12 protein-coding genes are annotated in these 13368 nt (G+C 66.7%); 6 read left to right on the top strand and 6 right to left on the bottom strand.

Annotated elements, in window-relative coordinates; all coding sequences use genetic code 11:
• Positions 1–1143, top strand: a 1143-nt coding sequence (locus V5A20_RS10240) for a topoisomerase C-terminal repeat-containing protein (RefSeq protein ID WP_332316246.1), incomplete at its 5' end; no start/stop codon positions are given.
• A gap of 52 nt (positions 1144–1195) precedes the next feature.
• Here V5A20_RS10240 and rsgA read toward each other — a convergent pair.
• Positions 1196–2170 carry a ribosome small subunit-dependent GTPase A gene (rsgA, locus tag V5A20_RS10235; protein ID WP_332327263.1) on the bottom strand — a complete coding sequence of 325 codons (975 nt, stop codon included), beginning with the start codon at positions 2168–2170 and terminating at the stop codon, positions 1196–1198.
• 121 nt (positions 2171–2291) lie between these two features.
• Between rsgA and V5A20_RS10230 the strand changes: the two genes are divergently transcribed.
• The 4 genes from V5A20_RS10230 to V5A20_RS10215 all read left to right on the top strand — a co-directional run bounded on the left by V5A20_RS10230 (position 2292) and on the right by V5A20_RS10215 (position 5137).
• A complete protein-coding gene (locus tag V5A20_RS10230) occupies positions 2292–2561 on the top strand; it encodes a hypothetical protein (protein ID WP_332316248.1) in 270 nt (89 codons plus the stop codon).
• A 66-nt stretch (positions 2562–2627) separates the two neighbouring features.
• Complete coding sequence (locus V5A20_RS10225; RefSeq protein WP_332316249.1) at positions 2628–2870, top strand: hypothetical protein; 243 nt, start codon at positions 2628–2630, stop codon at positions 2868–2870.
• A 138-nt stretch (positions 2871–3008) separates the two neighbouring features.
• Entirely contained in the window at positions 3009–3890 is an 882-nt protein-coding gene (locus V5A20_RS10220; RefSeq protein ID WP_332327262.1) for a hypothetical protein, read from the top strand.
• Positions 3891–3895: 5 nt separating this feature from the next.
• Positions 3896–5137: a hypothetical protein gene (locus V5A20_RS10215; RefSeq protein WP_332327261.1), complete on the top strand. Its 1242-nt coding sequence runs from the start codon at positions 3896–3898 to the stop codon at positions 5135–5137.
• Positions 5138–5158: 21 nt separating this feature from the next.
• Here the strand turns inward: V5A20_RS10215 and V5A20_RS10210 are convergent, their stop codons facing one another.
• The 3 genes from V5A20_RS10210 to V5A20_RS10200 form a co-directional block, all read right to left on the bottom strand.
• On the bottom strand, positions 5159–7093 hold the full coding sequence (locus tag V5A20_RS10210) for a DUF3467 domain-containing protein (RefSeq protein ID WP_332316252.1): 1935 nt from the start codon (positions 7091–7093) through the stop codon (positions 5159–5161).
• Between the two features lie 55 nt (positions 7094–7148).
• Positions 7149–8570, bottom strand: coding sequence for a cystathionine beta-synthase (locus tag V5A20_RS10205; protein WP_332316253.1), 1422 nt, complete (start codon positions 8568–8570; stop codon positions 7149–7151).
• Positions 8571–8706: 136 nt separating this feature from the next.
• Entirely contained in the window at positions 8707–9792 is a 1086-nt protein-coding gene (locus V5A20_RS10200; RefSeq protein ID WP_332316254.1) for an LptF/LptG family permease, read from the bottom strand.
• A gap of 158 nt (positions 9793–9950) precedes the next feature.
• Between V5A20_RS10200 and sucC the strand changes: the two genes are divergently transcribed.
• On the top strand, positions 9951–11132 hold the full coding sequence (gene sucC / locus V5A20_RS10195) for an ADP-forming succinate--CoA ligase subunit beta (protein ID WP_332316255.1): 1182 nt from the start codon (positions 9951–9953) through the stop codon (positions 11130–11132).
• Between the two features lie 37 nt (positions 11133–11169).
• On the opposite strand, the gene V5A20_RS10190 is transcribed toward sucC, so the two are convergent.
• Entirely contained in the window at positions 11170–12291 is a 1122-nt protein-coding gene (locus tag V5A20_RS10190) for a hypothetical protein (protein ID WP_332327260.1), read from the bottom strand.
• A 138-nt stretch (positions 12292–12429) separates the two neighbouring features.
• Positions 12430–13368, bottom strand: a 939-nt coding sequence (locus tag V5A20_RS10185) for a glycosyltransferase family 4 protein (RefSeq protein WP_332327259.1), incomplete at its 5' end; no start/stop codon positions are given.

Raw genomic sequence — 13368 nt, 5'->3', positions numbered from 1 at the left:
GGCTTCCAGGTCCGGTCGGTGGAGCCGCTCGGGCACGAAACGAAGCCGCCGTCCCGCTACACGGAGGCCTCCCTGGTTGAAACGCTTGAGGAAGAGGGCATCGGCCGTCCCTCCACGTACGCGTCCATCATCGGCACCATTCAGCAACGCGGCTACGTGCGGAAGAAGGGCAGCGCGCTCGTCCCCACCTTCACGGCCTTCGCCACGAATAACCTCATGGAGGCCCAGTTCGAGCCGCTGGTCGACGTCCACTTCACGGCCGAGATGGAAGACGTGCTTGACGACATTGCGCGGGGACGAAAGGAGCCCACCCCCTATCTGCAAGACTTCTACAAGGGCGATCAGGGGGTGGAGGCGCGCGTGGAGCAGGGGCTCGATGAGATCGACCCCAAGAAGATCAGCGAGATGGCGTTCCCCGATCAGTGGGGCGACTACGTGGTGCGCGTGGGCAAGTACGGGGCCTACGTGGAGGGCGAGCTGAGGGGCTCCACCGTGACGGCGTCCCTGCCCGACGATCTGGCCCCGGGCGACACGACGGAGGAGCGCCTGCGCGAGATCTTGGAAGAGGCCAACCGGGGGGACCGTGTGCTGGGCATCCATCCGGAGGCCAACAAGCCGGTGCTCCTGAAGTCCGGCCCCTACGGCCCGTACGTCCAGCTTGGCGACGACGAGGAGGAGGACGACCCGAAGCGGGTCTCGCTGCCGCCGGACGTGGAGCCTGAAGACGTCGACTTCGACCTTGGCGTTCAGATTGTCGACCTGCCCCGGACGCTCGGCACACACCCGGAGACGGGAAACGAAATCGAGACCGACATCGGCCGCTACGGGCCCTACGTGCGGCACGAGGGGACCTTCGCGTCGCTGCAGAAGGGCGACGATGTACTGGAGGTGGGGCTGGAGCGGGCCGTGGAACTGATTCGGCGCAAGGAGAACCGCAACCAGCCGGATCGGGTGCTTGGGCCGCACCCGGGGAGCGACGAGCCGGTGGAGGTCTGGAATGGACGCTACGGGCCGTACGTAAAGCACGACGGCACCAACGCCTCCCTCAAAGACGACCAGTCGATCGACGATGTGACGATGGACGACGCCCTCGACCTGCTGGCCGAAAAGGGCGACGAGGCCACGCAGAAGGTGCGAGAGTGACTCATGAGCCGGGGCGCGTGAGCGCGCGACGCAGTTTCGGGCAATTCGCGCGTCAGTATTCCGGCGCCTGCTCCTCGCGGAGGGATTCCAGAATGGCCAAGTAGCTCGCATGCCGCTCGGGGTGAACGTCGCCCCGCTCCACGGCGGCCTTGACCGCGCAGTTGGGTTCGTGGTCGTGCGTGCAGTCCGGAAACTGACAGGCGTTGACGTGGGGGGCAAGGTCGGGAAAGTAGTAGGCCAGGTCTTTGGGATGCACGTCGCGCACCCCGAACTCCCGGACGCCGGGCGTGTCCACCACGTAGCTGTCGTCTGCGAGGGCGTGCAGCTCGGCGTGGGTGGTGGTGTGCGTCCCCTTCTCCGTCGTGGTGCTCACGGGGCCCGTTCGCAGGTCCAGGGCCGGGTCGAGAGCGTTGAGGAGGGTGGACTTGCCCGCGCCGGAGGGGCCGGTGATGGCGTTCACCTGCCCACTGAAGGCGTCTCGGAGCCGATGCAGCCCAAGGCCCTCCGTGGCGCTCGTCGCCAGCACCGGATAGTCGAGGTCGGCGTACCGGAGGTGGAGGTCCATGACCTCTGGCAGGTCGTCCTGCGTCATCAGGTCGACCTTGTTGAGGATGAGGCCCGCCGGGATGTCCTGAACGGCCGCCCCGACCAAGAGTCGATCCAGAAAGCGCGGGTTGAAGGCCGGGCGCTGCACGGCCTGCACGCTCCAGATGCGATCGACGTTGGCGACGAGAATATGCTCCTGGCCCTCTCGGGGCCCCGCCGCACGCCGGCTCAGTTTGTTCGTGCGCTCGTGGATCTCCGTGATGAACCCCGTCTGGTCCTCCTCCGTCACACGCAGCGTGACCCGATCCCCGACGGCAATCGGGTTGGTCACGTCCTGCTTGGTCAGGCGGAACCGGCCGCGCATCCGCGACGGGATGGTCCGGTCTCCCACCTGCACATCGTACCAGCTGCCGGTGGAGCTCGTGACGACCCCTTCGAGGAAAGGGCCGTCGGGATCGTCGGTCGGGGGGGAAGACGCCATACTGGGCCGTTCGATCGGGAAACCATCTGTTCCTACTGCCCGTCCACATCGTGTGCTTCGACGGTGCATGCGTTGACGCAACACACTCCAAACGAGGCCCTTTGCCAAACAGTTCGTTTCGATGCCGACCGACGACGCCTACGAACAGACGCGCCGCCGCTTCGACGAGATGGAGGGGGAGCAGCAGGCCCAGTTTCTCATTGAGGCCTCTGCCGCCGCCCTCGCACGGAGCATCGAGCAGGCGGGAAAGATGCTGGCCGAGGGGCTCCACGGCGTTGCCCGCCGTTCCTCCCAATCCTCGTGTGCGTCGCAGGACACGGGGCCGGGTGCTGCCGAGCCGGAGACGGCCCAGCGGCAGGCCCCGAAAGGAGAGACGTCCCCCGACGCGTAGCCCCCGCCGTGAGTGCGAACCTCGCGGCAGCGGTCGGATTTCTTTTTGATCGACCCCTCTCGACACATGCCCCCGGACCGTCCGACAGAACGGCAAGAGCCTCACGACCTGAATTGGTTTGGGAAGACGGTATACGCCGGCGGCACCCTTCTTCGCGTGACGGCCAACCTGGTTGACGCGACCGCTGAACGGGTCTCCAAGATCGCTGCCGAGTCGAAGGAGGCGTTCGACCGCGAGCTCGACCCGAACATCGAAGAGGCCCGCGTCATTGAGGAAACCCCGCGTCGGGAGTCGGAGTCGGACGCGTAGCGGCCCCGCTGCTTCTTCGCTCACAGTGTCCGGACCGTTCATTGGCCCTCGCCAGGGAAAGGCCGGCAGGCCCCGATACAGAACACACCTCTCTGATCCCGGCCCTCATTTCTCGGCGATTGTTGCACGGCGTGGCTCATGGATCCCTTTGTTTCCGCGCACCGCATCCCAAAGACGCTGGGGCGAGCAATCGGCGGCCTTGTTCTGTTGGGCGTGGTGCTGGGCGGGTGCAATGTTTTTGGCGGCCTCGTCCCGTCCCCCGAGACCGTTGATGCGCTTGTGGAGGACGCCCGGACGGCCCTCGCGGCCGGACACACGACGCGAGCGGTCCGGCTGTACGAGCGAGCGTTCGAGAAAGACTCGACCGACGTTCGGGTGCGGGTGGGACTGGGCAATGCGCTGTACGCGGACCGTGGGCTTGATGTCTTTGCGCTGCGGCGGGCCGCGGAGCACCTTATTGGGGCCGGTGGGCCCTCGGGGGCGTCGGCCGCGGAGCGTGGTGCCCGGACGGCAACCACGTGCACCGATGGGGCCCGGCCTGCGTCGTCGACCCGCTACGACGCCGTGTCCCTGGGGGCGGAGCCCATCCAGGAGCTGACCGGGTACGCGCCCGTCGTGGAACGCGTCCGGCGTCTCGTCGTGGCGGGGGCGCTGGAGAACAGAGACGGCGGCTTCGCGTCCGCCGCCCCCCGCCTGCGTCGGATCGGGTTCTTGGTGGGAAGCGTGACGACGGTGGCCCGGCAGGTCGGGACGGCAGACCGTGTGTTCGGGGAGGTGCAGGGGACCCTGTATTTCGACCCCGAACCCGCGTCCGACGGGGCCCTTTTCGCGTGCGCGCCGACGGGAGCGGACCTCCGGCGCGTCCACGGCGCATTGTGTCGCCTGGGCGAGGCCGCACGGCAGGGGGCGCAGTGGCTCCGAGAGCGGACCCAGTCGACCGACGGAGCGCAGGGCTCCGTCCTGGGCGAGCGCCTCCGCACGCTCGACGACGTGATTCGTGCCCGCATCGACTGCTCGTAGGGCCCATGCGCCTCCCGTGCTACACGATGGTGGTGCTGTGCGCGCTCCTTGCCGTAGGGGCGGGGACGGCGGGCGCCCAGAACAACCGCTTCACCGAGCGCTCGTTCGTGCCGTCGCCGAGCGTACGTGCCTTTGGGGACGCGGGCGTGGCCCTCTCTGGCCCGGATCGGCCCTTCTTTTACAACCCGGCGCACCTGCCCCGCATCTCTTCGTACTTCACCGTGGTGGGGATGCAGGCCGCCGCGAGCCAGAACCTGCGGGACCAGGTCCGGTTCTTCAACGATCGCCTTCGGCCGGCCATCGAGGCCAACTTTGAACTGGAGGCGGAGGCGCTTGAATCCCTGTACCGGGACGCCGAGCGGCAGGGCCGTCGGCCGGTCCGCGGGACCGGGGCCGTCGTCGTTCCGTCCTTCGTGTACTCGACGAGCGGGATCGGCATTGGGGGCGGGCTGTTCGCGAAGACGTCGCTGAACTACCGGTTGGACGATGCGGGGCTGGGCGTGCCGGAGGCGTACCTGTTGAGCCGGACGGACGTTATGGCCGTCCTCGCGCTCGGGTTCGATCTGGAGGCGGTGGGCCTGCCGGGCGCATCGGTCGGGGGGACGGTGACGCGAGCGCGGCGGTTTTTGTCGTTCGAAAACAAGCCCCTGGATGCTTTTGCCCCCGACGAGACGGCGCTGCTCTTTCGGGGAAGCACGATCCAGGTCGACCTCGGGGGGCTCTACACCCTTCCGTGGTGGCCGTTCGCCGGGCGCTTTTCGGTCGGGGGGGCGGTCTACGACCTGCTCGACAGCCGCTACGAGTACACGTACGGCGGGGCCCCGCAGATTCCTTTTCTGGACGGCTTCGTGGCCGAGCCGGGGTCCGTCGAGCCCGGCTCGGCGGATCGGGAAGCAACCCGGGCGCGGCGCCTCTTTCGGCTCCGGCCCTCGTACCGCGTGGGGGTCGCGTATCGCCTCGCCTCCGCCTCGGTGTTCGACGACGTGGCCGTCGCGGCCGACTATCAGGGCTACGGCACCGACCGGCAACACCCCCTCGCGCGGGTTCACCTGGGCGCCCGGGCCGAGGTGGTGGAGGGGGTGACCCTGCGGGCAGGACTGAGCGCGGGGTACCCGACCGGCGGCCTCGGCCTCCAGTTCGGAGCGGTGCACCTCGACTACGCCGTGCACGCCTTCGAAGAGGGGCGGGCCCCCAGCCAGGCGGGCACGTACGTGCAGACCGCCCGGCTCATGCTCCGCATTCAGTAGGGGCCCGACGCGGCACGGGGGTCAAGACGCAGAGAAGACGTGCTTCTGGATGGCCGTATCGAGGTCGTCGCGCTTGAAGGGCTTCGAGAGGATGCCGTCCACGTTGTCGTGGGCCGCCTCCGTCTCGGTGTAGCCCGTCAGCAGAATGACAGGAAGGGACGGCGCTTCGTCTTTGAGGGCGTGCGCCAGCTCCGCGCCCGTCATCTCGGGCATCCCAAAGTCGGTGAACACGACGTCGTACCGGTCCGGAGAAAACATCTCCAGGGCCTCGGCGCCCGATGCGGCCCGGCTCACCTCGTGCCCGCTGAGGGTAAGGAGGCGCGTGACGGTGGAGCGGACCATCTCCTCGTCGTCGACCACCAGGATGGACACCCCGTCGGGCGTGGTCGTCTCGTCGGGCGAGTCGTCGACAGGGGGCGGCGCGGGCTCGCCCTCGGCGGGAGGAAAGGTGAGGGTGAACCGGGTGCCCTCGCCGGGCTCGGACGAGACGTCGATGGTGCCCTCGTGCTCCTGCACAATCCCGTAGCTGGCCGCCAGGCCCATCCCGGTGCCGTCGTCGCCCTTCGTGGTGAAGAGCGGCTCGAAGATGTTCTGCTGCACCTCATTGCTCATGCCGATCCCCGTGTCGCTGACCTCCACGCACACCTGTCCGGCCCGGGTGGTGTCGGTTTCAAACCGGAGCAGGCCGCCCTCCGGCATCGCCTGGACGGCGTTGAGGATGAGGTTGACAAACACCTCGCGCAACTCCGAGGCCGCGCCCACAATGTCCGGCACGTCTTCGAGGTCGGTCTCCACAGTAATCTCGATGCCCTGACGGCGCGGCTCGTTGTACCAGTACGGCTCCGTGAGCGTGATGCAGTCTTCGATCAGGTCCGTCAGGTTGAGGGGCTCGAAGTGCTGCTGCGTGTCGTGGCGGATGTAGCGTTGCAGCTTTTCGATGAGCGCGGCGCCGTCCTCGGCCGTCGTCTCGATCGTATCGATGGAGGGGCGGATCGAGTCGGTCAGCGAGGCGCGCTCGGCCTGGTCTTTGAGCAGCTCGATATGGCCGATGAGGCCGCTGAGGAGGTTGTTCAGGTCGTGGGCCACGCCCATTGTCATGCGGCCCAGGGTCTCCATGCGATGCCGTTGGGTCTGGCTCAGCATCCAGGACGGCGGCTCGGCCAGCACCTCGCCGCTCGCGGTGACGGCCTGGGGGCTGTCCTCCCCGGACGCGTCGTCGTGCACGGGGATAAAGTTGAGCAGGACGGGGAGGGGCTCTTCGCGGTGATGCGTCTGCGCCGACACGAGCCGGTTGGTCACGAGGGCGCCCTTGCGGGCCCGCAGGACGGCGGACTCGGCCATCTCCTGCTCCTCTTCGGACAGGCGGGCCCACGGCTGGTCGGGGGTGCCGAGGATGGAGGTCCACGGCTTGTTGCAGTAGAGCGCGTCCCCCGAGAGCGAAAAGGTGGCCGTCAGCAGTTCAGGCTCCACGGTGGGGACCGGGTCGGAGGCCCCCTCCCTGGGCGAGGCATGGCCGTTCCCCGAGGCCAGCGAGCCCGGGTCGAAGTTGTTGTCTCCCATGGAAGAGTCGGCAGAAGAGGAATCAGTGGCGTCGGGCCCGTCCGTCGGGGTGAAGTGTTCCGCCAGCGCGTCGAGGAGACGTTCAGCATTCTGGGGCGGCACGATCACCCGGCTTTCCAGGCGGGCCTCCATTGTCCCCGGCACCACCCGCACAAAGTCGAGCACGACCTCTTCGGGAGAGGTTCGCACCAGGACCGAATTGGCATAGGCGCCCTCGGCCGTGTCCCTGTCTACGTCCACGGTAAGCTCCTCGGTGTCTTCGGAGAGGCCGTCGTAATCGGGCATCCGGAGGCGACTTGTCCGCACCGTCTGGGTGGGGACGTCTTCGGAGCGCGGCGACGAGAACGTAGCGGCGATCTCCTTGGAGGAGGGCGGAGGAGACTCAACGTCGGACATCGAGCGGCGAGGGCGTTGCACAATGAGAGAAAGGCGAGGGGCGATCCGGGCCCCGCTACGCGGCCCCGTTGCCGTTGCTCTGGCCGACGTTGGCGAGTGCGCTGATCAGGTCGCTCTTGGTCAGAATTGAATAGCCGTCTCGGCTGTCGGGGCCGTGGTCGACCAGGACGGCCCCCGCATCTTCTTCCAGGTAGGCGGAGAGATGATCCAGGTGCAGCGAGGCGGGGACCACCGGAAACGGGGCGCCCATGATCTCGCGCACGGGGGCCTTGCGGGAGTCCGGGTCCTCGATGAGTTCGTTGAGGATGCGGGTCTCGGTGATGCTGCCGACGACCTCCCGGTCGGCATCGAGGACGGGCATTTGCGAGATCCCCTGCTCGGTCATCGTTTCGATCACGGCGCCGATTTCGTCGTCCGGGGCGGCAGCGATGACGTCGGTCTCCCCCTGCTGAATGTTGAGCACCTGGTCGGCCGTGACGTCGGGATTCTTTTCCAGGAAGCCGTGGTTTTGCATCCAGTCGTCGTTGTAGGTCTTCGACAGGTAGCGGAAGCCCGAGTCCGGGAGCAGGACGACCACCACGTCGTCCGACGAGAGAGTGTCGCGGTGGGCCTTGATCCACTTCAGGGTCCCAGCCACGGCCATCCCGCAGGACTGCCCGATGAAGAGGCCCTCCTCCTGGGCCAGCCGGCGCGTCATCTGCATGGCGGCCTTGTCGTTCACCTTCACGAAGTCGTCGACCACGTCAAAGTCCATGTTCTCGGGAAGAATGTCCTCGCCCACGCCCTCGGTGAAGTAGGGATAGATCTCGTCCTCGTCGAAGACGCCCTCGTGGAAGTACTTGTGGAAGACGGACCCCCGGGGGTCTACCCCAATCACGTCGATGGCCTCGTTCTGCTCCTTGAGGTAGCGCGACGTGCCGCTGATGGTGCCGCCCGTGCCGGCCCCCGCCACGAAGTGCGTGATGTGGCCGTCGGTCTGTTCCCACAGCTCCGGCCCCGTGGTCTCGTAGTGGGCCTGCGCGTTGGCGGGGTTGTCGTACTGGTTCAGGTAGATCGAATTGGGGATCTCCTCGGACAGGCGGCGGGCCACGGAGTAGTAGCTGCGGGGGTCGTCCGGCTCCACGTTGGTGGGGCACACCAGCACCTCGGCGCCGAGGCCCCGGAGCACATCCACCTTCTCCGGACTCTGCTTGTCGGTGGTCGTGAAGATGCACCGGTATCCCTTGGCGATGGCGGTGATGGCAAGCCCCGCGCCCGTGTTGCCGCTGGTTCCTTCGATGATCGTGCCGCCCGGCTCGATGTCCCCTTCCTCTTCGGCCGCCTCGATCAGGGCCCGTCCAATCCGGTCCTTGACCGATCCCCCCGGATTAAAAAACTCGACCTTCGCGAGGAGGGTGGGAGCGAGATCACTGCCAATCTCGTTCAGCCGAACCAGGGGCGTGTCTCCGATGGTGCCGAGAACGCTGTCGTGCCACATGGGGAGGGAGGAGGCTGAGCGGACGTGACGAAGGGGACGGAGGCCGGTCGTGAACAAACCCGCCGGGCCGCAGCCTGTAAAAATAATATGACGGGAAACGGTTTCGGGCGGCGGCGAATTCCCGGAGCAGAACCGGCTATTTCCGGGCCCACCAGAGCACGACCAGCGCGACAAGGGCAAACGTGACGTGGGGCAGCCAGGCCGTGAGTGCGGGGCTGAGGGTGCCCGCGTACCCGAGGGGCTCCGCGAGCTTTTGGACCGAGAGGTAGACGAACGCGACGGAGAGCCCGACGGCAAAGCGGACGGCCTGCCCGCCGCGCCGCCGGGTGGAGGCGATGGGGACCCCGATCAGGAGGAGGATCAGGTTGGCAAAGGGGTAGGCAAATTTGTTGTAGTAGGCCACTAGCGGCCGCGTGAGCCCCCCGACGCCGGACCGCCGAAGGGCCGCCAGGTACTCCGAGGCCGCCGGGATGGTCATGGCCGCCACGTCATTTTTCGAGCGGGCGAGGTCGCGGGGATAGATCTGGAGCGTCGTGTCGAGGGAGGCGACGGTTTGCTTGCGCTGCGCTTCCCCCTCCACGAACGTGCGGCGCGTCACGTCGTCCAGGTGCCACACCCCAAGGGAGTCGACCCATTCCATCCGATGGGCGTCGACGCGGCGGGCCAGGCGGGTGTCTCCGGCCAGTTGCTGGAGCGACACGGTGTGGGCGCGCTTGCGGTCCGAGTCGTAGTAGCCCACCGACAGGATGCTGTTGGGGCCGTTGCGGCGATGGAGCTCACTGGTTTGGGTGCTCGTCTGGCTGCCGGGCAGGTACTCGTTCTCGTAGCGCACCACCACCTCGTTCGTCTTGGGCACCACCCACCCGTTGAACCCAAACATAAAGACCGTGACGAACAGGCCCACCCCCACGTAGGGCCGCATGAGCTGGTAGAGGGAGACCCCGGAGGTCTGGAGGGCAATGAGCTGGAGCTCCTGCGCCAGGGTGCCGGTCAGGTAGATGCAGGAGAGAAACAGGGCCAGGGGGGAGGTGAGGCGGACGATCTCCGGGATGTAGTTGGGGTAGAAGACCGTAAAGACCTCCTGGATGGTGGCCCCCCGATCCAAAAAGTCGTCGCTGTACTCGACCCAGTGCAGCACAATAAAGAAGACGATGAGGGCCCCGACGAACAGGACGAAGCCCTTCGCCAGCCGCTTCACAATGTGCCACTCGAAGGTCGTCATGCCGACGGGCCGTACAGGAGGCAGGAGGGAGAGGCGGGCGACGTCCTCGGGCGATGTCCTTGCGAACACCCCGCAAAAACGGGCAGCGTGCTAGACCTTCTCTGCCCCGACTGTTTACTTCACAACAAAACTGCCGTTCATCCAATCCGCCCAACTCCATGAAGCTCCACGAATATCAAGCAAAAGGTCTTTTTCGCGACCATGGCGTCTCGGTGCCGGAGGGCATCGTGGCCGAGACGGTTGACGAGGCCGTGGACGCGGCACGCACGCTCGAGACGGACAACGACGCCACGTTGTTTGTCGTAAAGGCACAGATCCACGCCGGAGGCCGGGGAAAGGGCGGCGGCGTGAAGCTGGCCCACAGCGTCGAGGAGGTCCGCGAGCACGCCGGCAACATTTTGGGCATGAACCTGGTGACGCACCAGACCGGGGAGGAGGGCCAGAAGGTGCGGAAGATCCTCGTGACCGAGGGGGTCGACATCGAGCAGGAATACTACCTGGGCGTGACCCTCGACCGCGAGAAGAGTATGAACGCCATTATGGTGTCCACCGAGGGGGGCGTCGACATCGAAACGGTCGCCGAGGAGTCGCCCGAAAAAATTCAGAAGGTGTGGGTGGACCCGTCGATCGGCCTGCGGCCGTTCCAGACGCGCCAGCTCGCCTTCGCGATGGGTCTGGAGGGCGACGCCTTCAAGCAGGCCGTCTCGTCCATTCAGAGCCTGTACCGGGCGTTTGAGGAGAGCGACTGCACGCTCGCGGAGATCAACCCGCTCGTAAAGACGCCGGACGGCGCGATCGAAGCCGTGGACGCGAAGGTCAACCTCGACGACAACGCCCTCTTCCGCCACCCGGACCTGGAAGAGATGCGCGACCTCCACGAGGAAGACCCGATGGAGGTGAAGGCCGGCGAGCACGGCCTCAGCTACATCAAGCTCGACGGCAACGTGGGGTGCATGGTCAACGGCGCCGGCCTCGCCATGGCGACGATGGACATCATCAAGCTGGCCGGGGGCGAGCCCGCAAACTTCCTCGACGTGGGCGGGGCGGCGAGCGCCGAGACGGTGGAGGCGGGCTTCCGCATCATCCTGGAGGACCCGAACGTGGAGGCCATCCTCCTCAACATCTTCGGCGGCATCGTGCGCTGCGACCGCGTGGCGCAGGGCGTCCTCGAGGCGGCCCACAACATCGACATCGACGTGCCCCTGATCGTGCGGCTCCAGGGCACCAACGCGGAGGAGGGCAAGCGGCTGCTCGACGAGAGCGACCTGTCGCTCCGCTCGGCGGTGCTGCTGAAGGAGGCGGCCGACGAGGTCACCGCGGCGCTGGGGGAGGCGGCGTAGTGCGGCAACCCGGGGAGGGACACCCCGGCCTTCCGGGCTACTCTTGCGCGGCGGCCCCGCCCGCGGCACCCCCAAATCGAACCCGGAGCCCGATGCCGAGGAGCTGGTTCACCGAATCGAACGGCCCGGTGATGCTCCCGTGTGGAGTGGGGCCGTCCTCCAAAGCGTCGTCGGGATAGACAGTGCCGTCGATGGCGTCGTCCGGCAGGGTCAGGTTGAACCGAGACTCCACGAAGAAGGACCAGGCGTCGCCCAAAGGAATGTCGACGCCGCCGCCCACGGAGGGCCCAAAGCCGGGCCTCGCAATCCCTTCGCCCCCGAAAGTCACGTTGCCCCCGGCGTCCAGGTAGACCGCGACTGACCGGCCAGGATTTCCAAACGTGTACCGGACCAAAAGCTGCGGCGTGTAGCGCCAGGAGTCCGAGATGTCGTTGTTGCCCGTGGAGTATCCGATGATTGGGTAGTTGCCGGCCTGGAAGCCAAGAACGAGGGCTAGATTCGTCGGAAACTGATAGCCGAGCTCAAACGAAAAGACGTAGGGAGATCCAGATCCGGTTCGAAGTTCTTGAAGGTCGAAGGGGTGTCCGGCGTTCTGAATCGGAAGGTCTCCCGTATAATCCGAAAGGCCAACCCCGATCAGTTTCAGGAAAAGGCCGCCCCCGGCCCGATCCGGCGGCGGGCGAGCGGGCGTCGTCGACGCGTCCGACGGCTCGTCCTCCGGGGAGGGCACTTCCTCCGACGCGACTGCGTCTTCTGAGTCGTCCGCCGTCACGTCCTGCCGCACCATGGACACGAACAAGTCGTAGGCGGGCGGGTCGTCGACGGGATCGGCCGTGTAGTCCGAATCGATCTGCAGGATGCTGGTTATGGACGACCGGGCCTGCACCAGGGCCCCCTGGCGGAGCGAGGCAAGGGTGATAATCCGGTGGGCCCGGATGGCCGTGCTGTCCGCCACCGTCTCGGCGTCGGTGCACTCGGACGCGAGATCCACGGCCTCTTGGTAATTGCGGTTGCGGTAGGTCTCTTCGGCGGCGGTGAGGGTATCGGTGCAGGAGGCAGTCGCCTGCTGGGCGTGAACCGTCGTGATGGCGGCGCCCAGGCTCGCCCATCCCCCAACCACGACGATCAAAAGGAGCCCCCCCCGTCCCAGAGTCGACACTCCGGAGAGAAGCTGTGTAGGAACAGACGAAAACCGAATCATTGGGGCGACAGCGTCCAGCGGAAGGCATGTGCGGCACCACGGAACCACAATGGGCATCCCCGTGGTCTGGGTTCAGGTTCCGGGCAGATGGGGGGCTCAAGAGACTGCGTTCTGGAGATCATCGTACGCATTCACGATCATCGTGGCGACCCGGTCGGCGGTGAACGTGTCTTCTACACGACGCCGCCCCTTTCGTCCCATTTTCTGGCGCAGCAGGGGCGCATGGAGAAGCGTGTGGAGGCGATCCACCAGGGCACTCGGGTCTTGAGGGGGCACGAGGAATCCGTTTTCACCGTCGTCGACGATTTCCCGGCAGCCCGGCACATCGGTTGTGACGATCGGCCGTCCGGTGGACGCCGCTTCGATCAGGACTTTCGGAACGCCTTCTCGGTAATACGACGGCAGACACACGACGTGGGCCTGCCGGAGCACCCGGGGCATCTCCGCGGGCGGACGGTAGCCCCACCAGTCGATGAGGCCCGCCTCGCTCCAGGCCTGTACCTGTTCTTCCGCCACCGAGGCCGGATTCTCTGGGTCTGTGTCACCGACGAGGGCGAATTGCGCTGACGTTCCGTTGTTCTGAAAATGACGAGCTGCCTCGACGAACCCCTCGATGCCCTTGGGCCAGATCAACCGCGTGGCCAGCATGACGAGCGGCCCGTCGTCTCCCACCGACGCCTCGTCGGCGTAGGAAAACTGCTCCGGATCGACCCCAGACCCGGGGGTGACGATCACCTCGTCCTCCGGAACGAGGCCCCGGTCTACGAAGAGGGCGGCGTTATTCGGGTTGTGAAACGTCGTCCGCTGGTTCGGATGCCCCAGGGCCCCCCGGAGTCCGTGCAGGACGCCCCATCGAAGAGTGCGCGTAGACCACCCGTCATCCGTGAACAGGTGCCCGAGGCCGGTGATGCTATTCACCACGGCCGGGATTCCGAGAAGGCGGGCCGCGATGGATCCGTACAGCACGGCGCGGAGCGTGATGAAGTGGGCGATGTCGGGATCCAGGCGACGGAGGAGCCGGCAGAGCCGCACGAA

Source organism: Salinibacter sp. (assembly GCF_036626415.1).
GTDB lineage: Bacteria > Bacteroidota > Rhodothermia > Rhodothermales > Salinibacteraceae > Salinibacter.
The sequence above is the reverse complement of the archived record's forward strand: the minus strand, read 5'-3'. Positions and strand labels throughout refer to the sequence as shown.